The organism is Pseudomonas umsongensis (assembly GCF_012647205.1).
Taxonomy (GTDB): domain Bacteria; phylum Pseudomonadota; class Gammaproteobacteria; order Pseudomonadales; family Pseudomonadaceae; genus Aquipseudomonas; species Aquipseudomonas umsongensis.
The window spans coordinates 5565487-5591732 of the sequence record NZ_CP051487.1 but is presented as its reverse complement, the minus strand read 5'-3'; the positions used below and the strand labels follow the sequence as shown (position 1 = coordinate 5591732).

The window sequence follows — 26246 nt, the reverse complement described above, 5'->3', positions numbered from 1 at the left end:
TCCGCTCCTTAGCGCAGTGCGTTAAGGGTGGCGTTGTGTGGAATGCAGCGCTCGAAGTTGCAACTGGCAGCCTCCCGGGGCAAGTTGCGTAGCTGCTCGACACGCCACGCAGCAGCGCCATACAACCCGAGCGTGACCGCGCAGGTGATGAAGATGGCGAGGTACCTTCTTGTTTTGATGTTCATGGCGTAGACCTCTGAACGAATACCCTTCGGTATTACCTTGAGCATAGGTCAGATGCGTAGGAGCTGCCGGAGGCTGCGATCTTTTGATCTTGATTTTCAGCGGCGTTGAGAAGATCAATATCAAAAGATCGCAGCCTGCGGCAGCTCCTACAGGCCGATATCCCACGCCGGTTTTTCGGGAAACCTCACCACCAGAAAATCCAGCAAGCAACGCAGCGCCGATGGCATGTGTTTGCGTGAGGCGTATACCGCGTACACGTTCATCTGCCTTGGCTCGGCCCGGGGCAGCAGGCGCACCAGCTCACCGCTGTGGATGTACACGCCGGCCTGATAAGTGGGGAGCATGGCCACGCCTGCGCCGGCCAGGGTGGCGCGAAGTAGCGTGCTGGCTTCGTTGGCGCTGATGTTGCCTTGCACGGGCATCGCCACCTGTTCGCCATCGAGTTCAAAGTGCCACAGGTTTTTGCCGAAGTACGAGTGGGTCAGGCAATTGTGCAGGCTCAAATCCTCGATCCGCCGGGGTGCAGGGTGTTCGCGCAAATAGGCGGGGGCGGCGCAGATCACCGAGCGACACACCGTCAACCGACGGGCGATCAGGTTCGGGTCCAGGTCATTGCTGGTGCGAATGGCCAGGTCGATGCGCTCGTCCACCAGGTTCACCGTGCGGTCAAGCATCTGCAGGTCAATGCTGACAGTCGGGTAGCGCTTGACGAATGCCGCCATGGCATCGGCCAATTGCGCCTGGCCGAATGAGGTGCTGACGCTGATTCGCAGCAGGCCGCGAGGTGTATCGTCCGGCACGCTGACGGTAGCTTGCATGTCCGTGGACAGGTCAAGCATCTGCCGGCAGCGGGGCAGTATTTCGCTACCGGCGGTGGTCAGGTTCAATTTGCGCGTGGTGCGGTGCATCAGGCGTGCGCCAACCCAGTTTTCCAGTTCCGCCAGATAACGCGAAACCACCGGCCGTGACAGTTCCAGATGATCGGCGGCGGCCGACTGGCTGCCAAGATCGATCACCGTGACGAACACCCGCATTGCTTGTAGACGATCCATGATTTGCCCGGTTTCAGAAACAAACTATGTCCAAGCATCGCATTTTTTGTACTGAAGCAGGCAACTAAGCTCTGTTCCCATACCGGCCTTCCCTGGCCTGCAAACAACGGAGCAACAGATGATCGGTTTCACCACACTTAAACGCGTTTTGCTGGCGACCGCTGTCCTCGGCTTCGCCGCCCACGCAGCCGCGTCGACATTGACGCTGGATGTCTATAACCCCGGCGATAAAGCGATATTCCCGGTGACCTCGGTACTGGTCAGCGGCGAGAAAGAAGCAATCCTGGTGGACGCCCAGTTCGGCAAATCCCAGGCCGCGCAAGTGGTGGAAAAAATCCGCGCCAGTGGCAAGCAACTGACCACTATCTACATCAGCCACGGCGACCCGGATTATTACTTCGGCCTCGATACCCTGACGGCTGCATTCCCCAATGCAAAAGTGCTCGCTTCGCAGCCGACCGTTGATCACATCAAGCAAACCGTCGACGGCAAGCTGGCGTTCTGGGGGCCGAAATTGGGAGCTGACGCGCCCGCCAAAACGGTTGTGCCGGATGTGCTCAAGGGCGACAGCCTGATGCTCGAAGGGCAGAAGCTGCAAGTGATCGGCCTTGAAGGCAAGCAACCGGATCGCAGCTTCGTGTGGGTTCCGTCGATCAAGGCCGTGGTCGGTGGTGTGGTCGTGGCAGAAAACATCCACGTCTGGATGGCCGATACCCAGTCTCCCCAGTCCCATGCCGATTGGTTGGCGACGCTGCATTCGATCGAAACCCTGAAGCCGAACACCGTCGTGCCGGGCCATTACCTCGGCGATAGCGCCCGATCCCTGGCCGCCGTTAAATTCACCGCCGATTACATCAAGGCCTTCGATGAGGAAACCGCCAAGGCCAAAGATTCGGCGGCACTGATCGCGGCGATGAAAAAGCGCTACCCAGCACTGGGCGAGGAAAGCTCGTTGGAGCTGAGCGCCAAGGTCGCCAAGGGCGAGATGAAGTGGTAAATCTGCCAATGGGACGCAGAGCGTCCCGGGCTGCATTCCCACGCAGAGCGTGGGAACGATCATACGAGTACACCCCTGCAGGTTTCGATTACCGGGATTGCGCCTGTTCCACCAGCCAACCCATCAACTCGCGCAACTTCGGAGAAGGTGCGGGTTTTTCCGGGAAAACCAGGTAATACGCCAGCCCTGTTTTCACCTTCAATTCAAAGGGCATGACCAGCCTCCCGGCACTCAGGTCATCGCCAATCAACGACCAGTCACCGATCGCCACCCCCGTGCCCTGGGACGCCATCGACATGGCCAGGTCCAGCGTTTCGAAATGCTGGCCCTTGCTCACGTTGCTCAAGCGAATATCCGCAGTGGCCAGCCAGGCCTTCCAGTCCCGTTCATCCCGGGTCGGGTGGAGCAACATGTGTTGCTCCAGGTCCTTTGGCGATTGGAGCGGCACCGAACCTTCGAGCAATGGCTGGGAACACACCGGCGTCAGTTGCTCATCGAAGAGTTTTTGCGACAGCAGTGAGCTGTCCGGCGGCGCGCCATACATCACCGCGGCATCGAACTGCTCGCGATGAAAATCCACGCCGTGCTTGACCGTGGTGGTGAGCTCTACCGGCACGTCCGGGCGTTCCCTTTGCCATTGCAACAGGCGTGGCAGCAACCAGCGCATGACGCAGGTCGGAGCCTTTAGCTGCAGGGTTTCGCGCTTCTCGCCGATCTGTTCGACCGCTTCGTCGATCAAGCCGAAAATCTGCTGGACCCGTGGCAGCCATTCCCGTCCTTCGGCGGTCAGGTCCAGGCCTCGAGCCTGACGTATAAACAATTCGTAACCCAGGAAATCTTCCAGCCCGGCGATCTGCCGACTCACCGCGCCCTGGGTGATAAATAGCTGTTCAGCAGCACGGGTGAAATTGCAGCACTGCGCGGTAATCAGGAATGTGTGCAGCGCCGGCAGGGGAGGCAGTCGTTTCATCGGGATCCAAGGTATGACGTGAGGACATGGCTAGTATGACTTTTTATCCATTGTTGCGGCTATGTGTCGCCCGTTCCAATGAGGCCATCCCTGGACCTGCGAACCCATCATAAACATTGCGCAGGCCCGGCGTCTCAAACGAACAATAAGGGCAATGACATGGCGACGTGTGGCGAAGTATTGGTCAAGTTACTCGAAGGTTACGGAGTCGAGCAGGTGTTCGGCATTCCCGGGGTTCATACCGTGGAGCTGTATCGCGGGTTGGCCCGTTCGAGCATCAACCACGTCACCCCGCGTCACGAACAGGGCGCCGGCTTCATGGCTGACGGCTATGCCCGCACCAGCGGCAAGCCGGGTGTGTGCTTCATCATCACCGGCCCTGGCATGACCAACATCACCACGGCAATGGGCCAGGCCTATGCCGACTCGATCCCGATGCTGGTGATCTCCAGCGTACAGACCCGCAACCAACTGGGCGGCGGTCGCGGCAAGCTCCACGAACTGCCGAACCAGAGCGCACTGGTCGGTGGCGTGGCGGCGTTCTCCCATACCCTGATGTCGGCGTCCGAATTGCCGGACGTGCTGGCCCGTGCCTTCGCGCTGTTCCAGGCCGGTCGCCCGCGCCCGGTGCACATCGAAATTCCGTTGGACGTACTGGTTGAAGAAGCCGACGACCTGCTCGCCAGCCTCCCGGTAAACATCGATCGCGCCGGTGCCGCACCGTCCGCCGTGAGCCGCATGACCGAGCTGCTGGCCGGTGCCAGGCGTCCGTTGATCCTCGCCGGTGGTGGCGCCATCGATGCCGCCGCCGAATTGACCGAACTGGCCGAATTGCTGGACGCGCCCGTAGCGCTGACCATCAATGCCAAGGGCATGCTGCGCTCTGCTCACCCGTTGCTGATCGGTTCGACCCAGAGCCTGGTTGCCACGCGCGCACTGGTCGCCGAGGCCGATGTGGTGCTGGCCATCGGTACCGAGCTGGCCGAGACCGACTACGACGTGACCTTCGCCGGTGGTTTCGAGATTCCTGGCAAGCTGCTGCGCGTCGACATCGATCCGGACCAGACCGTACGCAACTACCCGCCACACGTGGCCTTGGTCGCCGACTCGCGCAACGCTGCCCAAGCCTTGCTCAGCGCGCTGTCGCACAAGCCACTGGCCGAGCGCCGCAACGATTGGGGCCAGGTGCGCGCCGCCCGTTTGCGCGAAGAACTGGCCGCCACCTGGGACGCGCCGACCCTGGCCCAGAGCCGCTTCCTGGAAACCGTTCTGCACGAACTGCCGAACGCGGTATTCGTCGGTGATTCGACCCAACCGGTGTACACCGGCAACCTGACCTTCAACCCGGAACGCCCGCGTCGCTGGTTCAACTCCTCCACCGGTTACGGCACCCTCGGTTACGCCTTGCCAGCGGCGATTGGCGCCTGGTTGGGCGGCACCGTCGAAGGCGGCGCACGTCCTCCAGTGGTGTGCCTGATCGGCGACGGCGGCCTGCAGTTCACCCTGCCGGAACTGGCCAGCGCCGTTGAAGCGCGCACCCCGGTGATCGTGCTGCTGTGGAATAACCAGGGTTACGAAGAGATCAAGAAGTACATGGTCAACCGTGCCATCGAGCCGGTGGGGGTGGACATCTACACCCCGGACTTCATCGGTGTAGCCAAGGCATTGGGTTGTGCAGCCGAGGCAGTCAATGGTGTTGAACAATTGCGTACGGCATTGCGTGTTGCCACCGATCGCCAGGGCCCGACCCTGATTGAAATCGATCAGGCCGCGTGGACGAAGGCGGTGTCGAAATGAGCTTTTCCACGACTTTTCCGACGACTTTGGATGGCCTTTTCATCGACGGTAAATGGTCGGCGGGCAAGGAACACTTGCGCGTGATCAACCCGGCGACCGAAGCGTTGTTGACCACGGTGAATGGCGGCGATGAGCGCGCCGTCGATCAGGCGGTCAGCGCAGCGAGCAAAGCCTTTGCCGACTGGTCGAAGACCACCGGCGCCGAACGTGGCGCGATCCTGCGCAAAATCGCTGCGGGTGTGCAGGCCGGTCGCGACCAGTTGATGCACTTGCAGTCGAGCAACAACGGCAAGCCATTGTTCGAAGCAGCCATCGACGTTGATGACGTGATCGCCACGTTCGAATATTACGCCGGCCTGGCTGAAGGTCTGGACGCGAAACAGGACAGCCCGGTAGAGCTGCCGACCGACGATTTCAGTGCGCGCCTGCGCCGTGAACCTTGCGGTGTGGTCGGCCTGATCGTGCCGTGGAACTTCCCGATGGTCACCACTGCGTGGAAACTCGCCCCGGCCCTGGCCGCCGGTTGCAGCGTGGTGCTCAAGCCCTCGGAAGTAACGCCGCTGCCGGAGCTGGAACTGGCGAGGATCATTGCCCAGGCCGGCTTGCCTGCTGGTGTGTTCAACCTGGTGTGCGGCACTGGCCTGGCCGTTGGCGCACCGTTGTCGGCAGACCCGCGCATCGCCAAGGTGTCGTTCACCGGCAGCAACGCGGTCGGTGTGCAGGTCATGCAGCGGGCAGCGGAAACCGTCAAGGGCGTGAGCCTGGAACTGGGCGGCAAATCTTCCTTGCTGGTGCTGGCCGATGCCGATCTCGACCTGGCGGTGGAAGTGGCCTGCGGTGGCGGTTTCTTCAACGCCGGGCAGATGTGCTCCGCGACCAGCCGCGTGCTGGTTGCCGATGAGCTGGCCGATGAGTTCCTCAGTCGTGTGAAGGTCCGCGCCGAAGCCATTCGTGTGGCCGACCCGTTCGACCCGAACGTGGAGATGGGCACGCTGGTCAATCAGGCGCAGTACCAGCGCGTGCTCGGCCACATCGATCGCGGTTTGAGCGCTGGTGCCAAACTGGTTTGCGGCGGCAATCGTCCTGCAGACCTGCCGCGTGGATATTTTTTGCAGCCGACCGTTTTCACTGATGTGCCCCTCGACAGTGCGCTGTGGTGCGAAGAGATTTTCGGCCCGGTGATTTGCGTGCGTCGTTTCGCCTCTGAGGCTGAAGCGATTGCCCTGGCCAACGACAGCCAGTTTGGTCTGGTCGCCAGCGTGGTTACGCGTAACGCAGAAACGGCGGATCGCGTCGCCAACGCTTTGCAGGCGGGGCTCGTGTGGATCAATGCGCCGCAAGTGATCTTCCCGCAGACCGCCTGGGGTGGCTACAAGCAGAGCAGTATCGGCCGCGAATTGGGGCCATGGGGCTTGCAGGCTTTCCAGGAAATCAAGCACGTGATTCGCGCTGTCTGATGCCTCTCCCGTAGGAGCGAGCATGCTCGCTCCTACAGTGAGGCATGCGCCGACGTCATGGCTTCAATGAATTTTTATCGATAGTCAGGTGTTTTACACGACCTCAGGATGAACCCGCTGGCTCAGTAAAGCCCCCGAACATACGAGGGGTAAACGCTGAACCGGCTGCGCGGATGCAACAGTTTCGACCTGCCTTATACCTACAAAAACAAAGGGAGTCCGTAATGGGCGAGCATGATCTGAACAGACGTCAATTCATCAAGACCGTGGGCGTAGCCTCGGTTGCCGCGGCGGCCATGAGCCTGCCGTTCGTCAAGGCCAACGCCAGCGACACCCGCTTTCAAGGCAAGACCCTGCGCCTGCTGACCTGGTCCGACGATACCGGCCTGGCCGCACTGCGCAACATCGCCGCGACCTTCGAAGACAAGTACGGCTGCAAGGTCATCGCCGACCGCACCGGCAGTACCTCGGAAATGGTCGCCAAACTCAAGGCCGGCGGTGATCGTCCGCAGTACGACATCATCACCCTGGCCGGCGTCGGCGCCGAAGGCCTGGCCGCCGCCAACCTGCTGGAAAAGCCCGACCTCAACCGCATCCCTAACCTGGTCGACGTACCGGAGAAATACCGCACCGGCGCCAATGGCCACGGTATCGGCTACCTGCTCTGGTGCAACAGCCTGGTCTACAGCACGCGCACCATCAAGCAGGCACCGGACAGCTATGCCGCCCTGTGGGACGCCGACCTGTCGCCGAACATCTTCCTGCCGCCGCCGAACTGGACCGAGGCCATGGACCTGATCATCATCGCCGCCAAACTGGCCGGTGGTGACGAGCACAACATCGAGCCGGGCTTCAAGAAACTCGCCGAGCTCAAGGATCGTGTGGTGACCCTGGGCGAGAACCCGAACCAGATTGCCGAACTGTTCCGCACTGGCTCCCTGGACATGGGCGGCCTGTACGCCCCGGCGTTTTTCCCGAAACAGATCCGCGATCCGAACTACGGTCTGGGCGCCACCTTCGGCATGAAGGAAGGTTTCTACACCGACCTGATGCTCTCGGTGATGCCGAAGAATCGTCCGGGCGATACCGACCTGACCTACGCCTTCATCAACCACTCCCTGGACCCGCTGGTGCAGGGCAAGATGGCTGAAGACATCTACAACGGCCCGGTCAACGCCAAGGCGATCATCTCCGCCGAAGCGCGCAAGAGCCCGTACATTCTCACCCCGGAGCAGATTGCCGAGAAGGCGATCATGCACGACAACGCCTTCCTGGCCACCGTGCATGACCAATGGATTCGTCGTTACACGGAAATCTTTTCTTCCTGATCTTCGACCACTGAAGATCCCCGGTGGGAGCGAGCCTGCTCGCGAATGCGGTTTGACATTCACCCTTGATGTCGACTGACAAATCGCTTTCGCGAGCAGGCTCGCTCCCACAAGGGAATGATGTGTCTGGAAGATCTGTGTTTCAGCTGCTTTCCATTGACGAGACCTTTGCTATGGAACACCAACCTTTGACCCATTCGGTCAGTGTCGCCGAGCCGCGCCCGAACCGGGGTGTTTCGCCGACGGCCCGTGCCTGGTTTTTCCTCACGCCGTCGATGCTGTTTCTTGGCGTACTGATTGCCGCCAGCCTGCTGGTGCTGCGCATGAGCGTGGGCACCAAAGGCGCGGAATGGTCCGGGTTCAGCCTGGCCAGCTACGCCCAATTGCTCGAACCCTACTACCTTAAATCGCTGATGCTGACCCTGCGCCTGGCGCTGATCAGCGCGGTGATCGCGGTGATACTGGCGATCCCGGTGGCCTACACCATGTCGCGCCTGACTTCGCCGTTTGTGCGGCGGATCTTTCTCGCCGCAGTGCTGTTGCCGTTGCTGGTCAACCTGCTGCTGCAAAGCTACGGCTGGCTGGTGATTCTCGGTCCCGGCGGCATGCTCAACCAGGCACTGATGGGCCTGGGCCTGATCAAGCGCCCGATCATGCTGTTGTACAACCAGAACGGCGTGTTGATGGGCCTGGTGCAAACCGCCTTCCCGCTGGCCGTGCTGCCGATTGCCAGCGCCATGCGCGGCGTCGCCCGCAGCTACGAAGAAGCAGCCGCCACCCTCGGCGCCAGTCGTTTCCAGGTGTTCCGCCAAGTGGTCTTGCCTATGAGCCTGCCGGGGATCATCACCGGCGCGACGCTGGTGTTTGCCTACAACGCCAGCAGCTTCGTGGTGCCGCTGCTGCTCGGTGGTCGACGCGTGCCGATGCTGGCGGTGATGGTGCATGACCAGATCGCCCCGCTGATGAACTGGCCCGCCGCGTCCGCCGCCGGCGTGGTGCTGATCGTCACCACCCTGGCGATCATGACCTTGTCCGAATTCATCACTGGCCGTCGTCGGCGCATGCTGGAGGCTTCCCAATGAGCACCCTGACCAAGAAGCGATATGGGCTGTTGCCCGGCGAGACCGGCAAGTTTGCCGGCATCCTTTCGGGCTTCATCCTGCTGCTGGCGGTATTGCCGATCCTGACCATGATCGTGATGTCGTTCAGCGGCGCGTCGAACCTCGACTTCCCGCCCAGCAGCTATAGCCTGCAATGGTACAAGGCAGCCTGGCACACCTTCGTGTCGCCGGACGCCAGCGATGTGCTGAGCCTGGGCAAGGCCATGACCACCAGCCTGATGGTGTCGTGCCTGACCATGGTCTTCGCGACCATCATCGCCGTGCCGGCGGCCTATGCCCTGACCCGTTGCGAGTTCCGTGGCAAGGCCGTGGCGCTGCAATTGATGTCGCTGCCCCTGGTGTTCCCGATGGTGGTGCTGGGCCTGGCGTTGCTGCTGGTGTTCGACAGCCTGCCGTTCCAGATGACCACTTCGCGGCTGGTGATCGCCCACGTGATCCTGGCACTGCCGTTCGTGGTGAAGAACTGCACGGCGGCCATGCTCTCGATCGGCAGCGAAGTCGAAGAAGCCGCGCAAATGCTAGGTGCTTCGCCGCTGCGGGCGATTGTCGACGTGGTGGTGCCGTTGATGAAGTCGGGGATCCTGGCAGGCATGTTGCTGGCGTTCATCGTCTCGTTCAACGAGTTCACCGTGACCTATTTCCTCTACACCATCGATGTGATGACCGTGCCGATCTGGATGTACAGCCGCACCGTGTCGTCGCTCGATCCAACCGTATTTTCGTTTGCCGTGCTGATCGTGCTGATCGACTTCGTCCTGATCTGGGCGCTGGAGAAGCTGGTCGGTGAAGGTGGCGTTTCGTTCTGATTTCTTGAGGTGATTCTTATGTCTGGTCTGATTCTGGAAAACGTCGAGAAATATTACGGCTCGGCCTGCGCGGTAAAAGATGTGAACCTGCATTTGCCCGAGGGCAAGCTGGTGTGTTTCCTGGGCCCGTCCGGTTGCGGCAAAACCACCTTGCTGCGCATGATCGCCGGCCTGGAAACCCTGAGCGGTGGCGAGATTCGCCTGGACGGCGAGGACATCGGCCATACCCCGGCGCACCTGCGTAATTTCGGCATGGTGTTCCAGTCCCTGGCGTTGTTCCCGCACATGACCGTGGGGGAAAACATCGCCTATCCACTGAAACTGCGCGGGGTCAGCAAGGCGGACCAGCAGGCGCGGGTGGTGGAGTTGCTGGAGTTGATTCAGCTGCAAGCGATGATCGATCGCCCGGTAGCGAAACTCTCCGGCGGCCAACGGCAACGCGTGGCGATTGCCCGGGCGATTGCCAACCACCCGAAAATCCTGTTGCTCGACGAGCCGCTGTCGGCGCTGGACGCCAAGCTGCGTGAGTCGATGCAGGTGGAAATCCGTCAGTTGCAACAGCGTCTGAACATCACCACCATCATGGTGACCCACGACCAGCGCGAGGCCATGACCATGGCTGATATCGTTGTCGTGCTGGGCGAGCACAAGGTGCAGCAGGTGGGTACGCCGATCGAAATCTACCGCCACCCGGCCAACGAGTTTGTCGCGGACTTCATCGGCTCGGGCAACATCTTCCCAGCCACGGCGCTGGGCGACGGCAAGGTCAGCCTGCCGGGCGGCGATGCGTTGCAAGTGCCAATCTGCAGCAGCATTGTGGTCGGTGAAAAAGTGAAGATGCTGATTCGCCCGGAAGACCTGCAACTGTCGGCGCCGCAAGCCACGGCGGGTAACCGCTTGCTGGGCAAGGTGACCTTCGTGCGCGATATCGGCGCGACCATCGAGACTACGGTGGAGTGTTCCGGGGTGTCGTTTACCGCGCTGAGTACACCGTGCCAGGGGTTTGGCTTGAGCGTTGGGCATCCGGTGTCGGTGACATTGCCGGCAGAGGCTTGCCGCGTACTCAGCGCCTGATCGAAGGGATGGGTTGACTGTACTGGCCTCTTCGCGAGCAAGCCCGCTCCCACAATGGATTGGCGTACGCAGGACCAATGTGGGAGCGGGCTTGCTCGCGAAGGCTTCAGTAGCAGCAATGAAAAAATCGGATCAAACACTCAGGCGCAACCGCGCCAGGTCCCGCAACGGCGGCGCGCCGAACAACCGGCTGTACTCCCGGCTGAATTGCGAAGGGCTTTCATAGCCGACCCGATACCCCGCCGCCGAAGCCTCCAGCCCTTCGGCCAGCATCAAGCGCCGCGCCTCCTGCAGGCGTAGCTGCTTTTGATACTGCAACGGACTCATTGCCGTCATCGCTTTGAAGCGGTGATGCAACGTCGACACGCTCAAGTTCACTTCTTTGGCCAGGTCATCGATACGCAGCGGCTGCTCATAGTTGCTGTTGAGCCACTTGATCGCCTGGCTGATGCGATGACTCTGACTGTTGGCAATGGCAATTTCATACAGCCGATGCCCCTGCTTGCTGCGTAATAACCGGTAGAGAATTTCCCGACGAATCAGCGGCGCGAGCATGGTGATGTCTTTCGGCGTGTCGAGCAATCGCGCCAGGCGCAGCACGGCGTCGAGCATTGCGCTGTCGAGACGTTCGACATACAACCCGCGTCCGGTTGGCCGGGTGGGTACGCCGAGGGGACCAGCGTCGGCGATCAGCGCGGTGATCTCCGCGGGGTCAATGTCCAGCCGCAAGGCCAGGATCGGTTCCTCGGTCGAGACATTGACCACCCGCCCGCTCAGCGGCATCGAGACCGAGACCACCAGGTAGTTCAGCGGGTCGTAATTGAAATACTCGTTAGCCAGCTGAACTTCTTTGCGTCCCTGGGCCATGATGCACAGCGCTGGTTGCGCCAGTACCGGGGCGAACTCGTGGGACTGGCTGTGGCGCGACATGAACAGTGAGCCGATGGCAGTGGCATAACTGCCATCTTCGGCAGTGTTGCGACGGATGATCGCCGCCAGTTCCGTGCGCTGCTTTTCCATGTCGGTGTCCAGCGGGGTTTGCGGCGGGTGTGAAAAGTGATCGAGAGACGACATGCAAGGCATCCTCGGCAAGGCATGGGTGATGGGGCAGAGCATATGTTTGTGCAAGCAACAGCGGTAGACACATCCTGCCAGATGCTTGCCTGATTCTGCACGGGGTTGTTTCCGTGCACGGGCAATGCGGGATGCAGACGGGAAAACTTGCTTGAAACTCGCATGGCAGAACCGTGACAGGATTTTCCATGTTGTTACAGCCAGTTCATGCACGTTCGCAGGATTGTGCAACGCGCCGGCAGGAATCGACTAACGACACAGGCACATCGGCCTTTAACCTTGGATCCTGTCGCAGCCCGTTCCGCTGGCTGCCTCGCGACTCCCCGGGAGGGTTGAACATGTCAAAGCAGATCCCCGTCAGTCATATGGCCTTTGTCCGGGCACGCCCGGGGCGTTCTCAAGAACTGGGAGTGCGCCTGAGCGCGCTGATCGAGCCGTCGCGGGCCGCACCAGGCTGCCTGAGCTTCGCCTTGCAGCAGTCGCAATGCGATCCGCAGTTGTGGCTGGTGTCCGGTTTTTGGGTCAACCAGCAGGCCATGAACGCGTACTTCAGCACGCCGGCCATGGAGGTTTTTGCCGAGCTGGTGCAGGAACTGGTGGTCGACAGCCTGGATTTTCACACCTTCAAGGACGTGTCGGCGACGCAGGCGTTGCGACAGTCCGGGGCAGCGGTACACAAACTGGCCGGTTGAGGGTTTAATGGCAGCATTCTCAACTAGCCAGGATGCGCGACATGGCACGCAAAGCCTTTGAACACTTCGAAGCTGTATCGGCTGTAGTCCCCCGCGAAGGCGGGTATTACGCGGCAATCGCCACCAAAGCCATCGGCGGCTCCGGTGCGCCTCGTTTCAACAAACTGCTGGAAGAACAGACTTTCAAGACCGCCAAAGAAGCGGACGAAGCTGCAGCCCTGCAACTGACCCACCTCAAGGGGGTCAGCGAAGACGGCGGGCTGCTCTGGTAATCATTTTACCGCCCCCGGGCGATACATCTTGAACAATGCCTCAGGCCCCAGCTGGAAATAATCCGCCGGCCCGCCGCCGCGCAGAATCGGTTCTGCCGCGGCGGTGTCGTACACCCCATCCTTCAATAGCCACTTGGCGATATGCACGGCGACGACTTCGCCGAGAATCAGCCAGCTCGGCACCACATTTCCGTCCGCCCGCTGCAGCTGAATAATCTGGGTGACCTTGCATTCGAAAGACACCGGGCTTTCGGCGACCCGTGGCACCTGAATGACTTTCGAGGGGACGGTGGTCAGGCCTGCCAGTTCGAACTCGTTGACCTGCGGTCCGACCATGGCACTGCTCTGGTTCATCTGCTCGGCCAGTGGCCGGGTGGCGAGGTTCCAGGCGAATTCACCCGTCTGTTCAATGTTGTTCAGGCTGTCTTTGCGCCCGACGCTGGAAAATCCAATGATCGGCGGGATGTAGTTGAAGGCGTTGAAAAAGCTGTAGGGCGCCAGGTTCAAGCGGCCTTCGCCATCCTGTGAAGAAATCCAGCCGATGGGGCGCGGGCCGACGATCGCGTTGAACGGGTCGTGGGGCAGGCCGTGGCCATTGGCGGGTTCGTAGTAGTGGATGTCATCGGGCATGGAGAAAAATCCTGGGGCTTTCGATAGGCGGTCATGGTGCTGGGACCGGCACTATTTTTCCAGCCAATAAACATCTCGTAGGAGCTGCCGCAGGCTGCGATCTTTTGATCTTGCCGTTGGAAATCAAAAGATCGCAGCCTGCGGCAGCTCCTACAGGTGTTGTGACAGTGCGCATGTTTTTGCTGTGCTCCAGAAATGACTAAGCCCGGCCGAAGCCGGGCTTTGGTGCCAATCTTGCGGATTAGCTGACGGAAGCACCGCCAGTGCGGTCGTAACCATCTTCAGCGACAGTGGCGCCGCCGGTGCGGTCGTAGCCATCTGCGGCGACGGTAGCGGAACCCGTGCGGTCATAGCCGTCTGCTGCAACAGCGGAACCAGTGCGGTCGTAACCGTCGGCAGCGAAGGTGTTGGCGGCCAGTACGGACAGGGCGATGGCGAGGAACAGTTTGGTTTTCATTTCATTTCTCCAGGTTCTTTGGCGTTTTGTCTCTCGGGCATGGGTTTCATGCTACGCCAATTAAACTGATTAAAAAGCGCAAAATAATGCTAAAAACAATCGATTAAGTAGATGTTAAGGCCGTGAGGCTTTACTGCTTTCAGAGACTAGTGAACGCATCGCATTTAACCGATCAGGCAAACTCAGGATGGCGGCCGGGCATTAACTCGTGATTAATCCATTGGATGGCGATTCTGTTTTCCAAGACCCTGGGCACCGCGCTTGGCGATTACCTGGCTGATGACTCGGGGCTTGGCTTTGCCGGTGGCGCGCTATTGATCGGCTCGACCATTGCGTTGGTCGTGCTGCTCAAATACTTCACGAAGATTTCGTCGGTGCTGTTGTTCTGGGTGGCGTTCGTGCTCACCCGGCCGTTCGGCGCGACATTGGGTGATTTCCTGACCAAGCCACATGAAAAGGGTGGGCTGGACTTTGGCACCATTGGTTCGACGCTGGTGCTGGCGGGGATTCTGGTGGTGATGATTGCGGGGGCTTCGTACGCGCAGAACACGTACGGGAATCGGGCGGCAGTCGAGTTGACTTGATACCGAGGCGTCCCCTTCGCGGGCAAGCCTCGCTCCCACAATGGATCCGAGTGAATCAGCCCTTGTGGGAGCGAGCCTGATCGCGAAGAGGCCGGTATGACCGACCTCGATGCGACTGTCAGTCAGTGACGATCCGCGAATGCTTGCGGGTGTCTTTCATGGTGACGTACACCAGCAGGGACACGGCGATGCACGCCGTGACATACCAGTAGTAACCGGTTTCCATGCCAATGCTCTTGAACCACAGCGCGATGTATTCAGCGGTGCCGCCGAAGATCGACACGGTCAGGGCATACGGCAGGCCTACGCCCAAGGCGCGGATTTCGGTCGGGAACAGCTCGGCTTTGACCACCGCGTTGATCGAGGTGTAGCCGCTGACGATGATCAGTGCCGCCATGATCAGGAAGAACGCGCCCCACCAGGTCGTGATGGTGTGCAAGGTGGTGAGGATCGGCACGGTGAAAATCGTGCCCAGTACGCCAAAGGCGATCAGGATCGGACGTCGGCCGATCTTGTCCGACAGGCCACCGATGATTGGCTGCAGGCACATGAACAGGAACAGCGTGGCGGCAGAGATGGTGGTGGAGTCGGAAATGCTCATGCCGACGGTGTTCACCAGGTATTTCTGCATGTAGGTGGTGTAGGTGTAGAACGCCAGGGTCCCGCCCATGGTCAGGCCAACCACGGTCATCAGCTCTTTCGGATGGCGCATCAGGGTGCGCATCGCGCTTTCCTTGGCCTTTTCTTTCTTGGTGAACGACTCGGTTTCTTCCATGCCACGGCGCAGGTACAGCGCGACCACGGCACACAGCGCGCCGATCGCGAACGGGATGCGCCAGCCCCAGGCGTATAGCTCTTCGGTGGTCAGTACGTTCTGCAGGACGATCAGTACACCCAGTGCTATGAGTTGACCGGAGATCAGGGTCACGTACTGGAAGCTGGAGTAGAAACCGCGACGTTCCTTGGTCGCCATCTCGCTCAGGTAAGTAGCGGAGGTGCCGTATTCGCCACCGACCGACAGGCCTTGCAGCAAGCGGGCGAACACCAGCAGGATCGGCGCACCGATACCGATGATTTCATAGCCCGGGCTCAGGGCGATCAGGAGCGAACCGAAGCACATCAGGTACACCGAGGCCATCAGGGCTTTCTTGCGTCCGACTTTGTCAGCGTACAGGCCCATCAGCCACCCGCCGATCGGGCGCATCAGGAAACCCACGGCGAAAATCGCAGCGGTATTCAGCAGTTGTGCGGTGGTGTCGCCTTTGGGGAAAAAGGTCTTGGCGAAATAGAGCGAGAAAGCGGCGTAGACGTACCAGTCATACCACTCGACCATGTTGCCGACAGAACCGCTGAAGATAGATTTGATACGGCTGGAAGTGGTTCGTTCTTTTGCCGGCGCGGCAACCGACCCACGGGGCAGGGTATTGGAGTTATCCATTGAAGGATCCTTCATTTAATTATTTTATGTGGAGCGCGCATAAACGCAGCCTGCGGGGGCTATAGCAGGAGCTGTGCCAAGAGGGAGAGGGCCGGTTTAGAGGGGGATTGAGGTTTGAGTGAGCGGAAATCCGCTTATTCTGGAGAGGGTGTGAGCGAAAAACCGCTTAACGCTTTGATCGTTCCCATGCTCCGCGTGGGAATGCAGCCAGGGACGCTCTGCGTCCCAAAAGCCGAACGCGGAGCGTCCGTCGAGGCATTCCCACGCAGAGCGTGGGAACGATCATTCACCGAGAAACATCTCTCGGTTAAGCCCATGCCGCTGCATCTTTTCATTGAACGTCCGGCGCGGCAGCTGCAGTTCTTCAAGCACCGCCTTCACATCACCCTTGTGCCGGGTCAATGCTGCGCGCAGGCACTGCGCTTCAAACGCTTCCTGCTGCGCTGCCAGTGACTGTCCCGGCTCGATGCCCGCCGGCACAGGCTCGCCAAGCCCCAACACCTGGCGCTCGGCTACGTTTGCCAGTTCGCGCACATTGCCTGGCCAGTCGTGACTCAACAGATGGCTCAACTGGGGCCCGCTCAACGGCGCAAAGGTTCGCCCCAGTCGCTCTGCAGCACTTTGGGCAAAGGCCTCGTACAACAACGGAATGTCTTCGCGACGGTCACGCAGCGGTGGCAGGCGCAATTCGGCGACGTTCAAACGGTAAGCCAGGTCCTCGCGGAAACGTCCGGCCCGTGCTTCGTCGAGCAAGTCCGGCTTGGTTGCGGCGATGATGCGCAAATCCACTCGAATACTCTGGTTCGAGCCCAAGCGCTCAAGCTTCTGCTCCTGTAGCACCCGCAGCAATTTCACTTGCTGGGCCAGGGGCATGCTTTCGATTTCATCGAGAAACAACGTGCCGCCATCGGCGTATTCGAGTTTGCCGATGCGCTTGCCTTGGGCACCGGTGAATGCGCCGCTTTCGTGGCCAAACAGTTCTGCTTCGAACAATTGTTCGGGGATGGCCGCACAATTCAAGGCGACGAAGGGTTTATCGGCGCGCGGCCCGAAATCGTGCAGGCAGCGGGCAACCAGTTCTTTGCCGCTACCGGTTTCACCGCGGATCAATACGTTGACCGGCAACGCCGCCAAATCAAGAACCTGGCGACGTAGCGTCTGCAAGCCACGGGACACACCCAGCAGCGTCGCGTCGAGTTTGGCGCGGTTGTCGGCCTGCTCGTGCAAGGCGCGGTTTTCCAGCACCAGCCGGCGCTTGTCCAGCGCGCGGTGCAGGCTGCCAAGCAGGGTTTGCGGGCTGAAGGGTTTTTCCAGGAAGTCGTAAGCGCCATCGCGCATCGCATCGACAGCCATCGGCACGTCGCCATGGCCGGTCAGCAGAATCACCGGCAAGTCGGCATCGCGGCGCTGGACTTCAGCCAGCAGTTCCAGCCCGGACATGCCGGGCATGCGCACGTCGCTGAGGATCACGCCGGGGTAATGCGCGGGCAGTTGCGCCAGGCATTCGTCGGCGCGGCTGAACAGTTGCACCTGGAAACCCGACAGGCCCAACCACTGCTCGACGGCGCTGCGGATGCTGCTTTCGTCGTCGACCACCATCACTGAATTGAGCATGTGCCAGGAGCCTCCGGATCGATGGGCAAGGTGAGTGTGAACACCGCGCCGTTGTCGTGATTATCGGCGCTCAGGCGTCCTCCCGATTCGTGAACGATGGCAAAGGATACGGCCAGACCGATGCCCAGGCCATCACCCACCGGTTTGGTGGTGAAAAAGGGATCGAAGACCTTCGACAGGTTTTCTTCGGCGATGCCGCCGCCGTTGTCGATGACGCTCAGGCGCCACAGTTGTTCGTCGGCTTCCAGGCGGATTTCCAGGCGTTTGCAGGGTTTGTCCTGCATCGCATCCAGAGCGTTGCGTAGCAGATTGATCAACACTTGCTCCAGGCGAATTGCGTCGCCGCGCACCCACGCCGGGCGCGCCAGGTGCAGCACGGTGCTGACCTGTTCGTCGCGCAGGCGAGTGTCGAGCAGCTCAAGCGATTGGTCCACCACCGATGCCAGGTCCAGGCGTTCGCGCAAACCGCTGGGGCTTTTGCGGGCGAAGGTTTTCAGGTGGCCGGTGAGGGCGGCCATGCGCGTCAGCATGTCATCCACCGGCTTGAGAGCCTTGTAGGCGTCGTCGACCCGGCCGTGGTCGAGCAACAGTCGCAGCGTCGCCAGCTGCATGCGCTGGGCGGTCAGTGGTTGATTGATTTCATGGGCCAGCGCCGCCGACATCTGGCCGAGGGCCGCGAGTTTGGCCGATTGCACCAGACCGTCCTGGGCGGTGCGCAGGTCGCGGGTACGCTCTTCCACCAGCTGTTCGAGCTCTTCGCGACTACGCTGGCGCATTTTTGCCAGGCGCCAGCGCTGATTGAGGAACAGCAGCAGAAACACCAGTGTCAGCCACAGGCCGGCTGCGGCGAGGGCGGCGTTGCGACTGTCTTCGAATGCTACTTGCGGACGACGCAGCAGGTGCAGCGTCCAGCCCTCGGCGGCCAGCGGCAGGGATTCCCACAGGTAATCCGTCTTGCCGTCCGGACCGTCGACCCGCGCCAGTTCGCTGTTGTCGTCGAAGCGGCGCAACGATTGATAGTCGAGCCGCGTCAGCGGCTGCTTGTCGTATTGGCGGGTGGCCTTGAGCTCGGCAAGGTCGCTGTCGCTCAACGGTTTCAATTGGCGATAGCGCCAACCCGGCTGATTGGCGATGAAGATGATGCCGCGCGCATCGCTGACCAGCAGCGTGTCGCTGCCCTGGCGCCATTCGCGTTCCAGCTCGGGAAATTCGAGCTTCACTACCATGGCTCCGAGAAACTGCCCGTCGTCGTTGGTCACGGCACTGGACAAGAAGTAGCCTGGTATCCCGCTGGTCACCCCCACGGCATAAAAACGCCCGGTGCCCTGGGTGCGGGTCTGGTTGAAGTAAGGGCGAAAGCCATAATTGTGGCCGACGTAACTGCTGGGCAAGCGCCAGTTGCTTGCTGCCACGGCGAGACCGGTGCGATCGAGCAGTTCCAGGGTCGAGGACTCGGCGGCGCCATTGATCTTTTCCAGCTTGCGGTTCAGCACGTCCTGTTGCTCTGGGTTGACCGGGCCTTTGAGCGCGTCACGCAGCTGCGGGTCCAGCGCCAGCACCGAGGGCAGGGCGCGGTAGCGTTCGATCAGGGTGTGCAGGGATGTGGCATACAGCGCCAATTGCTGATTGGCACGGGCCGCATCTTCAACCAGGGACTGGCGCACGGTGTGGCGCATGGCCAGGGTGGCAGCAATGGCGGCACCGGCGATGATCAGCACGGTGTACAGCGCCAGGCGCAGGGATCGGGAAGTCAGCGGCATGCAGTGGACAACAGGAAAAAATGAGGGGGAGCACAATACCATGTGGAGGGCAGTCATCTCTCGCCGGTACCCATGCGCTGGCGCTGGTTTTACCGTGATGGTCGATCCCAGGCGTTTCAGTTTGTTACCAGCCAAAAAAAACCGGCGGGTCGTTGCCGACCGGCCGGTTTGTTGGGGTTTCAGTGCAGCTTACTGCACTTCCACCGCCAGGCTTTCACTGATCTTTTGCTGCCAGATGGCAGGACCGGTGATGTGTACCGACTCGCCCTTGCTGTCGACTGCGACAGTCACTGGCATGTCTTTCACGTCGAACTCGTAGATCGCTTCCATGCCCAGTTCGGCGAATGCCACCACGCGGGATTTCTTGATCGCTTGCGCCACCAGGTAAGCCGCGCCGCCCACTGCCATCAGGTAAACGGCCTTGTGGTCCTTGATCGCGTCGATTGCGGTCGGGCCGCGCTCGGATTTGCCGATCATGCCCAGCAGGCCGGTTTGCTCGAGAATCTGACGGGTAAACTTGTCCATGCGCGTGGCGGTGGTCGGGCCAGCCGGGCCTACCACTTCTTCGCGCACCGGATCGACCGGGCCGACGTAATAGATGAAGCGACCCTTCAGGTCCACCGGCAGGGTTTCACCCTTGTTCAGCATCTCGACCATGCGCTTGTGCGCAGCGTCGCGACCGGTAAGCATCTTGCCGTTGAGCAGGACGGTTTCGCCCGGCTTCCAGCTCTGCACTTCTTCCGGGGTCAGGGTGTCGAGGTTGACGCGACGGGCCGACGGACCCGCTTCCCAGACGATTTCCGGGTAGGCGTCCAAAGGTGGCGCTTCCAGGGATGCCGGGCCAGAACCGTCGAGCACGAAGTGCGCGTGACGGGTAGCGGCGCAGTTCGGGATCATGCACACCGGCAACGAGGCGGCGTGGGTCGGGTAATCCATGATCTTCACGTCGAGCACGGTGGTCAGGCCGCCGAGGCCCTGGGCGCCGATGCCCAGCTGGTTGACCTTCTCGAACAGCTCCAGGCGCATTTCTTCGATGCGGTTCTGCGGGCCGCGGGCCTTAAGCTCGTGAATGTCGATGGACTCCATCAACACTTCCTTGGCCATCACCGCGGCTTTCTCGGCGGTGCCGCCGATGCCGATGCCGAGCATGCCCGGTGGGCACCAGCCGGCACCCATGGTCGGAACGGTCTTGAGCACCCAGTCGACGATCGAGTCGGACGGGTTGAGCATGGCCATTTTCGACTTGTTCTCGGAACCGCCACCCTTGGCTGCCACGTCCACTTCCACGGTGTTACCCGGAACGATGGAGTAGTGGATGACGGCCGGGGTGTTGTCCTTGGTGTTTTTACGAGCGCCCGCCGGGTCGGCGAGGATCGAGGCGCGCAGGACGTTTTCCGGCAGGTTGTAAGCCCGGCGCACGCCTTCGTTGATCATGTCGTCCAGGCCCATGGTGGCGCCATCCCAACGTACGTCCATGCCTACGCGAACGAAAACGGTGACGATGCCGGTGTCCTGGCAGATCGGGCGGTGGCCGGTGGCGCACATCCGCGAGTTGATCAGGATCTGCGCCATGGAGTCACGGGCCGCTGGCGATTCTTCGCGCAGGTAGGCTTCGTGCATCGCCTGGATGAAATCCACGGGGTGGTAATAGGAAATGAACTGCAGGGCGTCGGCAACGCTCTGAATCAGGTCGTCTTGCTTGATCACGGTCATGAGTCGCGCTCCTCTAAAAGACGGGAACATTCAATAAGGTGCTTGCAGCTTGGGTACTTCGGTCGGTTGCAAGCACCTTTCAAGGCACGCCGGGCATGCTGGCGCGACGCTAAAAAGGCGCGGCAGTATACCGCGCATCAAAGGCAGGTACACGCGCCGGCGGTCAAACCTTGGTCTGATTGTCGTGCCCGATCCCCGTAGGAGCTGTCGAAGGCTGCGATCTTTTGATTTTGTTTTTAAGATCAAGATCAAAAGATCGCAGCCTGCGGCAGCTCACAGTGAAATTGTGTCACCCGAAAATTGAATGGTTATTTATCGGCCGCACCACTAAAGTGACATTCGGTCTGTAGAGTAGGACGCTCTGTCAGTCTCCTTTCATAGGGTGAGTCAACGATTGACCCATAACGCCATCCAGCGCCTGTTGCTCAAACGTTTTGCCCTCGCAGCCGGCACCTACGCCCTGGCCCTGCTACTGCTGTGGCTGGCGTTTTTTACCGGCCACTACGATGAGTCGCTGGCCAACGTCGCCGTCGGCAGTGGGCTGGTGGTCATCAGCCAGGCGGCGTTGTTCGTAGTGTTTTACAGCGGCTGCAACCTGCGTTTTTCCGACCCCAGCCTGACCGAGACGCAGGTGCTGCTGGGGCTGGGTTGGCAAACCTGGCTGATTGCCAATCTGGATGAGGCTCGTGGCGCGTTTCTGGTGTTCTACGTGCTGATTCTGTTGTTCGGGCTGTTTCATCTGTCGCGCCGTGCATTTGCGCGCTGTGCGTTGCTGGTCTTTTTCAGTTTCAGCGCGATCACGCTGTGGGAGGGTTACCACTTCCAGCTGGCCGACCCGGCGCTGGCCGCATTGCAGGTATGCGTACTGTTCATCGTGCTGGTCTGGCTTGAACTGTACGCCCGTTACGTCCAGGCCTCCCGCCTGCGCATGCGTCAACGCCGCTTCGCCTTGCAGGCGCACCAGGACACGTTGCGCGGGATGATGCGCCAGCTCGAGGACCTGGTCGCTACCGACGAGTTGACCGGACTGTTCAATCGCCGGCATTTCCTGCGCCTGGCTTCACGCGAACTCAAGGCCATGGACGCCAGCGTCGTGCATGGCCTGGCGCTGATCGACCTCGATCACTTCAAGCGCATCAACGATATTCACGGCCATGCGGCTGGCGATCAGGTATTGCAGGCATTTGCCGGCGTGGCGTCGGCCTGCCTGCGCGACGGTGATGTCCTGGCGCGCTACGGCGGAGAAGAGTTTGTGGTGTTGCTGCCTGATTGCGATGCCGGGCGATTGACCGCTTGTTGCGAGCGGCTGCGCCTCGCCTTTATCGATGTCGAGCTGATCGGCTTGAAAGTCGGCAGTCTCAGCCTGTCCGCCGGCATGACCCTGCTGTTACCGGGTGATGATCTTGACGAGGCCTTGCAGCGGGCTGACCAGGCGCTTTATCGGGCCAAACGTGACGGCCGCAACCGTTGCGCTGCAGCATGGGAAAACGTCGATGCCTGAGTTGCGCGTCGGTGACCGCCAATGGTCGGTACCAGCTGGCAGTAATCTGCTTGATGCCCTGAATCAGAACGGCGTGTCGGTGCCTTACAGCTGTCGTGCCGGCAGTTGCCATGCGTGCCTGGTGCAATGCGTGCAAGGGCTGCCGAGCGACAGCCGGCCCGATGCCTTGAGTGCGCAGCAGCGCCAGCAAGGCTGGCGGCTGGCATGCCAGTGCCAGGTGGTCGAGGATTTGCAAGTGCACACCTTCGACCCGCAGCAGGATGGCAACCCGGCCGAAGTCGCGGCCGTCGATTGGTTGAGCGCCAGCGTATTGCGCTTGCGCCTCACCCCGCAGCGTCCATTGCGCTATAGCGCAGGTCAGCATCTGGTGTTGTGGGCCGGTAATGTGGCGCGGCCGTATTCCCTCGCCAGCCTGCCGGAGGAAGACCGCTTCCTGGAGTTCCACCTCGATTGCCGCCTGCCAGGTGAATTCAGTGACGCGGCGCGTCAGCTGAGCATTGGCGATCCAGTCCGCCTCGGCGAGTTGCGGGGCGGGGCATTGCATTACGACCCGGACTGGCATGCCCGGCCGTTGTGGCTAATGGCCGCCGGCACCGGCCTGGGACCATTGTTTGGCGTGTTGCGCGAAGCATTGCGTCAGGATCATCAGGGTGCCATCCGTGTGATTCACCTGGCCCATGATGCCAATGAGCATTATCTGGCCAAACCCCTGCAAGCCATGGCAGCCAGTCGTCCGAACCTCAGTATCGAGCTCTGGACCCCAGCCGGGTTGCCAGCGGCATTGGCGCAAATGCGCCTTGTCTCTCGGCAAACCCTCGCCTTGGTCTGTGGAGCCCCCGATAGCGTTGACGCCTTCGCCCGGCGCCTGTACCTGGCAGGACTGCCGCGTAATCAACTGCTGGCCGACGTGTTCCTGCCCCGTGGTTGAGATGATACAGCTCAAGGCAATGGCGGCATTGAACCCAAAAAAGATCGCAGCCTGCGGCAGCTCCTACAATGGAATGCGTTCCCTGTAGGAGCTGCCGCAGGCTGCGATCTTTTAATCTTCAAAACAAAAAAGCCCCGCCATTCACATGGCAGGGCTTTCGTTTTTCAGCGAGCGGTCACTCAGACCATCGGATCGCCAACGTGCAGGATCTTCATGCCGTTGGTGCCACCGGTGGTGTGGTAGCTGTCGCCCTTGGTCAGGATGACCCAGTCGCCTTTCTGTACGACGCCGCGCTTGACCAGTTCGTCGATCGCCTTCTGGCTGACTTCGTTCGGTGCCAGCGAAGCCGGATCGAATGGAATGGTGTACACGCCACGGAACAGCGCCGCGCGCGCCTGGGCTTCACGGTGTGGAGTGAACGCATAGATCGGCACCGAGGAACGGATGCGCGACATGATCAGCGGGGTGTAGCCACTTTCGGTCAGGGCGATGATCGCCTTCACGCCCGGGAAGTGGTTGGCGGTGTACATGGTGGCCAGGGCGATGCTCTCGTCGCAGCGCTGGAACTCCTTGCCAATGCGGTGGCTGGAGGTCTTGCTGGTTGGGTGCTTTTCAGCGCCAACGCAGATTCGCGCCATTGCTTGCACAGCTTCCAGCGGGTACAGGCCGGCGGCACTTTCGGCCGAGAGCATCACGGCGTCGGTGTAGTCGAGCACGGCGTTGGCTACGTCGGACACTTCGGCGCGGGTCGGCATCGGGTTCTGGATCATCGACTCCATCATCTGGGTCGCCACGATCACGGCCTTGTTGTGGCGGCGCGCGTGCAGAATGATTTTCTTCTGGATGCCCACCAGTTCGGCGTCGCCGATTTCCACGCCCAGGTCACCACGGGCCACCATTACGGCGTCGGAGGCATTGATCAGGCCGTCGAGGGTTTCGTCGTCGGCTACGGCTTCGGCACGTTCGATCTTCGCCACCAGCCAGGCGGTACCGCCGGCTTCGTCGCGCAGTTGACGGGCGTATTCCATGTCGGCGGCGTCGCGCGGGAAGGACACGGCGAGGTAGTCGACCTGCATTTCGGCAGCGAGCTTGATGTCTGCCTTGTCTTTCTCGGTCAGGGCCGGTGCCGTCAGGCCACCACCGCGACGGTTGATGCCTTTATGGTCCGACAGCGGGCCGCCGATGGTCACGGTGCAGTTCAGTTCGGTAGCGGTGGCGGTGTCGACGCGCATCACCACGCGGCCGTCGTCGAGCAGCAGCTCGTCACCTACACCGCAGTCCTTGACCAGGTCCGGGTAGTCGATGCCGACCACTTGCTGGTTGCCTTCGGTCAGGGGATGGCTGGTGGAGAAGGTGAATTGATCACCGATCTTCAGCTCGATCTTCTTGTTGGCGAATTTGGCGATACGGATTTTCGGGCCTTGCAGGTCACCCAGCAGGGCAACGAAGCGGCCGTGCTTGGCAGCGAGGTCACGCACCAGCTTCGCGCGAGCCTTGTGCTCGTCGGGGGTGCCGTGGGAGAAGTTCAGGCGGGCTACGTCCAGGCCAGCCAGGATCAGCTGTTCGAGAACTTCCGGCGAGTTACTGGCCGGGCCAAGGGTGGCGACGATTTTGGTACGACGGACGGACATGCAAAGACTCCTGAGTTCAAGCGCTGAGTGAGGCTACTATGCTCTTGGGGTGTAGTCATTGTTCATGTGCACTACTTATTCGTTTGATTCTTTGAATGAACACTTTTGCTGACCTGCCACCTGAAGATTTTCGTCCACGGGTCGATACAGAGCTCAAGTCAGGAGAACTCCCATGCGATTCGTGCTCATAGCCGTCCTTGCCCTCAGTGTCGTGGGCTGCACCCGTTGGTCGATGAACCACCATTTGAACCTTGCCTATAGCGCCTATGACCGTGGCAATTGCGAGCAAGTGACGCTCGAGCTTTCCAAAGTTGAACGCGCCAGCCGCGCGCGGCCTTATGTATGGCCAGAAGTGTCAATGTTGCGCGGATTGTGCCTGGAACGGCAAAAACTGTTTGTCGATGCGGCGCAAACCTACCAGTTCATCATTGCTTCGTATCCGCAAAGCGAATACGCGTATCGTGCCCAGGCTCGCCTGGAAACCTTGCAAGCACTCAATCACTACCCGCTGCGAAGTTCGGCGACGGTACGTCCAACCCGCTTCTGATTACGTTTCTCATCTGGTGGCTGGCTCGCCGGCGACGGTGAGCTATAGTCGAATAGATCGGTTTGGAGCCTTGTCTGCAAACCGACGTAACACCTGTGATCGGCAGGAGTAAGCGGCAGCGGTTCATGGACTGTCGCACCAGGATCGGGGAGAGCGCGCCCATCGCCTGTCTATCAGGCCGGCCCGTTCCGAAGCATTAGTGCGGCCCTGCTTAAGGGCCTGGCAAAGCGAATTCAGCATGTTCACTGACCGCCGGATCGAGCGGCATCAACTGCCGTATTTTCTGAAAGTGTTCAACCGCATTACCGACAAGCCGATTGGCTATCTCGGCAACGTCTCCGAAGACGGGCTGATGCTTATCAGTCAGTTGCCGATGATGATCGGCGTGGATTTCGATTTGCGCCTGAAAATCCCCGCGAGCGGCGGGTGCATGCAGGTCATCGATCTGCGGGCGTGTTGCCTGTGGTGTCATGAAGACGCAACTCCTCACTACTATGACGCCGGGTTCAGCCTGCAACGGGCACCCCCGGAGTATGGGCAACTGGTGGAGGCATTGAGGCAGTACTTCAGTTTTCAGCCGTTGCCGGCGTCTGCCTGATGCCGCATGGGTTGCGCTT

Annotated in this window: 24 protein-coding genes and 1 pseudogene; 14 read left to right on the top strand and 11 right to left on the bottom strand. The window is 60.7% G+C overall.

All coding sequences use genetic code 11. The features are described from left to right. Positions 1-8 precede the first annotated feature (8 nt). Both HGP31_RS25230 and HGP31_RS25225 read right to left on the bottom strand, forming a co-directional pair. Positions 9-185, bottom strand: a complete 177-nt coding sequence (locus tag HGP31_RS25230) for a hypothetical protein (protein ID WP_020799474.1) — start codon at positions 183-185, stop codon at positions 9-11. Between the two features lie 147 nt (positions 186-332). Continuing rightward, positions 333-1238 (bottom strand): LysR family transcriptional regulator, encoded by a 906-nt coding sequence (locus HGP31_RS25225; RefSeq protein WP_205896184.1) that lies wholly within the window; start codon positions 1236-1238, stop codon positions 333-335. A gap of 118 nt (positions 1239-1356) precedes the next feature. Here HGP31_RS25225 and HGP31_RS25220 point away from each other — a divergent pair, with 118 nt between their 5' ends. Further along, on the top strand, positions 1357-2235 hold the full coding sequence (locus tag HGP31_RS25220; RefSeq protein ID WP_168758867.1) for an MBL fold metallo-hydrolase: 879 nt from the start codon (positions 1357-1359) through the stop codon (positions 2233-2235). Between the two features lie 88 nt (positions 2236-2323). Here HGP31_RS25220 and HGP31_RS25215 read toward each other — a convergent pair whose 3' ends face one another. Then, positions 2324-3205, bottom strand: a complete 882-nt coding sequence (locus HGP31_RS25215) for a LysR substrate-binding domain-containing protein (RefSeq protein ID WP_020799477.1) — start codon at positions 3203-3205, stop codon at positions 2324-2326. Between the two features lie 159 nt (positions 3206-3364). Here HGP31_RS25215 and HGP31_RS25210 point away from each other — a divergent pair, with 159 nt between their 5' ends. From HGP31_RS25210 to HGP31_RS25185, 6 genes are all read left to right on the top strand, one after another. After that, positions 3365-5002, top strand: a complete 1638-nt coding sequence (locus tag HGP31_RS25210) for a 5-guanidino-2-oxopentanoate decarboxylase (RefSeq protein ID WP_168758866.1) — start codon at positions 3365-3367, stop codon at positions 5000-5002. Continuing rightward, positions 4999-6459: an aldehyde dehydrogenase family protein gene (locus tag HGP31_RS25205; RefSeq protein ID WP_168758865.1), complete on the top strand. Its 1461-nt coding sequence runs from the start codon at positions 4999-5001 to the stop codon at positions 6457-6459. The genes HGP31_RS25210 and HGP31_RS25205 overlap by 4 nt, the downstream gene beginning before the upstream one ends. 224 nt (positions 6460-6683) lie before the next feature. After that, on the top strand, positions 6684-7787 hold the full coding sequence (locus HGP31_RS25200) for an extracellular solute-binding protein (RefSeq protein WP_020799480.1): 1104 nt from the start codon (positions 6684-6686) through the stop codon (positions 7785-7787). A 173-nt stretch (positions 7788-7960) separates the two neighbouring features. Further along, a complete protein-coding gene (locus HGP31_RS25195; RefSeq protein ID WP_033041993.1) occupies positions 7961-8869 on the top strand; it encodes an ABC transporter permease in 909 nt (302 codons plus the stop codon). Then, the gene (locus tag HGP31_RS25190) at positions 8866-9714 is read left to right on the top strand and encodes an ABC transporter permease (protein WP_007986104.1); all 849 of its coding nucleotides are present in this window, start codon (positions 8866-8868) and stop codon (positions 9712-9714) included. The genes HGP31_RS25195 and HGP31_RS25190 overlap by 4 nt, the downstream gene beginning before the upstream one ends. An 18-nt stretch (positions 9715-9732) precedes the next feature. After that, positions 9733-10788, top strand: coding sequence for an ABC transporter ATP-binding protein (locus HGP31_RS25185; RefSeq protein ID WP_168758864.1), 1056 nt, complete (start codon positions 9733-9735; stop codon positions 10786-10788). 132 nt (positions 10789-10920) lie between these two features. On the opposite strand, the gene HGP31_RS25180 is transcribed toward HGP31_RS25185, so the two are convergent. After that, positions 10921-11862, bottom strand: a complete 942-nt coding sequence (locus tag HGP31_RS25180) for an AraC family transcriptional regulator (RefSeq protein WP_020799484.1) — start codon at positions 11860-11862, stop codon at positions 10921-10923. Between the two features lie 338 nt (positions 11863-12200). On the opposite strand from HGP31_RS25180, the gene HGP31_RS25175 reads away from it, so the two are divergent. Both HGP31_RS25175 and HGP31_RS25170 read left to right on the top strand, forming a co-directional pair. Beyond that, a complete protein-coding gene (locus HGP31_RS25175) occupies positions 12201-12554 on the top strand; it encodes a putative quinol monooxygenase (protein WP_033041757.1) in 354 nt (117 codons plus the stop codon). A gap of 41 nt (positions 12555-12595) precedes the next feature. Further along, the gene (locus HGP31_RS25170) at positions 12596-12826 is read left to right on the top strand and encodes a hypothetical protein (protein WP_168758863.1); all 231 of its coding nucleotides are present in this window, start codon (positions 12596-12598) and stop codon (positions 12824-12826) included. Here the strand turns inward: HGP31_RS25170 and HGP31_RS25165 are convergent, their stop codons facing one another. Next, on the bottom strand, positions 12827-13456 hold the full coding sequence (locus tag HGP31_RS25165) for a flavin reductase family protein (protein WP_020799488.1): 630 nt from the start codon (positions 13454-13456) through the stop codon (positions 12827-12829). It abuts the gene before it with no gap. A gap of 241 nt (positions 13457-13697) precedes the next feature. After that, positions 13698-13913, bottom strand: coding sequence for a hypothetical protein (locus HGP31_RS25160; RefSeq protein WP_008061934.1), 216 nt, complete (start codon positions 13911-13913; stop codon positions 13698-13700). Between the two features lie 212 nt (positions 13914-14125). Here HGP31_RS25160 and HGP31_RS25155 point away from each other — a divergent pair. Next, a pseudogene (locus tag HGP31_RS25155) lies at positions 14126-14497 on the top strand (COG4705 family protein); the annotation flags it as partial. Between the two features lie 118 nt (positions 14498-14615). On the opposite strand, the gene HGP31_RS25150 reads toward HGP31_RS25155, so the two are convergent. The 4 genes from HGP31_RS25150 to HGP31_RS25135 form a co-directional block, all read right to left on the bottom strand. Continuing rightward, positions 14616-15935: an MFS transporter gene (locus tag HGP31_RS25150; protein ID WP_033044967.1), complete on the bottom strand. Its 1320-nt coding sequence runs from the start codon at positions 15933-15935 to the stop codon at positions 14616-14618. 282 nt (positions 15936-16217) lie between these two features. Then, on the bottom strand, positions 16218-17549 hold the full coding sequence (locus tag HGP31_RS25145; protein WP_033044968.1) for a sigma-54-dependent transcriptional regulator: 1332 nt from the start codon (positions 17547-17549) through the stop codon (positions 16218-16220). Continuing rightward, entirely contained in the window at positions 17534-19309 is a 1776-nt protein-coding gene (locus HGP31_RS25140; RefSeq protein WP_168758862.1) for a sensor histidine kinase, read from the bottom strand. The genes HGP31_RS25145 and HGP31_RS25140 overlap by 16 nt, the downstream gene beginning before the upstream one ends. Positions 19310-19498: 189 nt before the next feature. Beyond that, a complete protein-coding gene (locus HGP31_RS25135) occupies positions 19499-21022 on the bottom strand; it encodes a fumarate hydratase (RefSeq protein WP_008061943.1) in 1524 nt (507 codons plus the stop codon). 394 nt (positions 21023-21416) lie between these two features. Here HGP31_RS25135 and HGP31_RS25130 point away from each other — a divergent pair, with 394 nt between their 5' ends. Together HGP31_RS25130 and HGP31_RS25125 are read left to right on the top strand one after the other, a co-directional pair. Then, complete coding sequence (locus HGP31_RS25130; protein ID WP_020797864.1) at positions 21417-22523, top strand: GGDEF domain-containing protein; 1107 nt, start codon at positions 21417-21419, stop codon at positions 22521-22523. After that, positions 22516-23451: an iron-sulfur-binding ferredoxin reductase gene (locus tag HGP31_RS25125; RefSeq protein ID WP_168758861.1), complete on the top strand. Its 936-nt coding sequence runs from the start codon at positions 22516-22518 to the stop codon at positions 23449-23451. The genes HGP31_RS25130 and HGP31_RS25125 overlap by 8 nt, the downstream gene beginning before the upstream one ends. 179 nt (positions 23452-23630) lie before the next feature. Here HGP31_RS25125 and pyk read toward each other — a convergent pair whose 3' ends face one another. After that, complete coding sequence (gene pyk, locus HGP31_RS25120) at positions 23631-25082, bottom strand: pyruvate kinase (RefSeq protein WP_020797866.1); 1452 nt, start codon at positions 25080-25082, stop codon at positions 23631-23633. A 172-nt stretch (positions 25083-25254) separates the two neighbouring features. On the opposite strand from pyk, the gene HGP31_RS25115 reads away from it, so the two are divergent. Further along, positions 25255-25629 (top strand): tetratricopeptide repeat protein, encoded by a 375-nt coding sequence (locus tag HGP31_RS25115; protein ID WP_020797867.1) that lies wholly within the window; start codon positions 25255-25257, stop codon positions 25627-25629. A gap of 238 nt (positions 25630-25867) precedes the next feature. Then, positions 25868-26227 carry a PilZ domain-containing protein gene (locus tag HGP31_RS25110; RefSeq protein WP_020797868.1) on the top strand — a complete coding sequence of 120 codons (360 nt, stop codon included), beginning with the start codon at positions 25868-25870 and terminating at the stop codon, positions 26225-26227. The last annotated feature ends 19 nt before the right edge of the window (positions 26228-26246 follow it).

Bases quoted from the DNA above. Each gene is read 5' to 3' on its own strand.
- HGP31_RS25210 (WP_168758866.1), top strand. From the start codon at position 3,365: ATGGCGACGTGTGGCGAAGTATTGGTCAAGTTACTCGAAGGTTACGGA.
- HGP31_RS25160 (WP_008061934.1), bottom strand. From the start codon at position 13,913: ATGAAAACCAAACTGTTCCTCGCCATCGCCCTGTCCGTACTGGCCGCC.
- HGP31_RS25110 (WP_020797868.1), top strand. From the start codon at position 25,868: ATGTTCACTGACCGCCGGATCGAGCGGCATCAACTGCCGTATTTTCTG.
- HGP31_RS25195 (WP_033041993.1), top strand. From the start codon at position 7,961: ATGGAACACCAACCTTTGACCCATTCGGTCAGTGTCGCCGAGCCGCGC.
- HGP31_RS25225 (WP_205896184.1), bottom strand. From the start codon at position 1,238: ATGGATCGTCTACAAGCAATGCGGGTGTTCGTCACGGTGATCGATCTT.
- HGP31_RS25220 (WP_168758867.1), top strand. From the start codon at position 1,357: ATGATCGGTTTCACCACACTTAAACGCGTTTTGCTGGCGACCGCTGTC.
- HGP31_RS25165 (WP_020799488.1), bottom strand. From the start codon at position 13,456: ATGCCCGATGACATCCACTACTACGAACCCGCCAATGGCCACGGCCTG.
- HGP31_RS25200 (WP_020799480.1), top strand. From the start codon at position 6,684: ATGGGCGAGCATGATCTGAACAGACGTCAATTCATCAAGACCGTGGGC.
- HGP31_RS25135 (WP_008061943.1), bottom strand. From the start codon at position 21,022: ATGACCGTGATCAAGCAAGACGACCTGATTCAGAGCGTTGCCGACGCC.
- HGP31_RS25215 (WP_020799477.1), bottom strand. From the start codon at position 3,205: ATGAAACGACTGCCTCCCCTGCCGGCGCTGCACACATTCCTGATTACC.
- HGP31_RS25140 (WP_168758862.1), bottom strand. From the start codon at position 19,309: ATGCCGCTGACTTCCCGATCCCTGCGCCTGGCGCTGTACACCGTGCTG.
- pyk (WP_020797866.1), bottom strand. From the start codon at position 25,082: ATGTCCGTCCGTCGTACCAAAATCGTCGCCACCCTTGGCCCGGCCAGT.
- HGP31_RS25115 (WP_020797867.1), top strand. From the start codon at position 25,255: ATGCGATTCGTGCTCATAGCCGTCCTTGCCCTCAGTGTCGTGGGCTGC.
- HGP31_RS25180 (WP_020799484.1), bottom strand. From the start codon at position 11,862: ATGTCGTCTCTCGATCACTTTTCACACCCGCCGCAAACCCCGCTGGAC.
- HGP31_RS25190 (WP_007986104.1), top strand. From the start codon at position 8,866: ATGAGCACCCTGACCAAGAAGCGATATGGGCTGTTGCCCGGCGAGACC.
- HGP31_RS25185 (WP_168758864.1), top strand. From the start codon at position 9,733: ATGTCTGGTCTGATTCTGGAAAACGTCGAGAAATATTACGGCTCGGCC.
- HGP31_RS25150 (WP_033044967.1), bottom strand. From the start codon at position 15,935: ATGGATAACTCCAATACCCTGCCCCGTGGGTCGGTTGCCGCGCCGGCA.
- HGP31_RS25175 (WP_033041757.1), top strand. From the start codon at position 12,201: ATGTCAAAGCAGATCCCCGTCAGTCATATGGCCTTTGTCCGGGCACGC.
- HGP31_RS25205 (WP_168758865.1), top strand. From the start codon at position 4,999: ATGAGCTTTTCCACGACTTTTCCGACGACTTTGGATGGCCTTTTCATC.
- HGP31_RS25145 (WP_033044968.1), bottom strand. From the start codon at position 17,549: ATGCTCAATTCAGTGATGGTGGTCGACGACGAAAGCAGCATCCGCAGC.
- HGP31_RS25230 (WP_020799474.1), bottom strand. From the start codon at position 185: ATGAACATCAAAACAAGAAGGTACCTCGCCATCTTCATCACCTGCGCG.
- HGP31_RS25125 (WP_168758861.1), top strand. From the start codon at position 22,516: ATGCCTGAGTTGCGCGTCGGTGACCGCCAATGGTCGGTACCAGCTGGC.
- HGP31_RS25170 (WP_168758863.1), top strand. From the start codon at position 12,596: ATGGCACGCAAAGCCTTTGAACACTTCGAAGCTGTATCGGCTGTAGTC.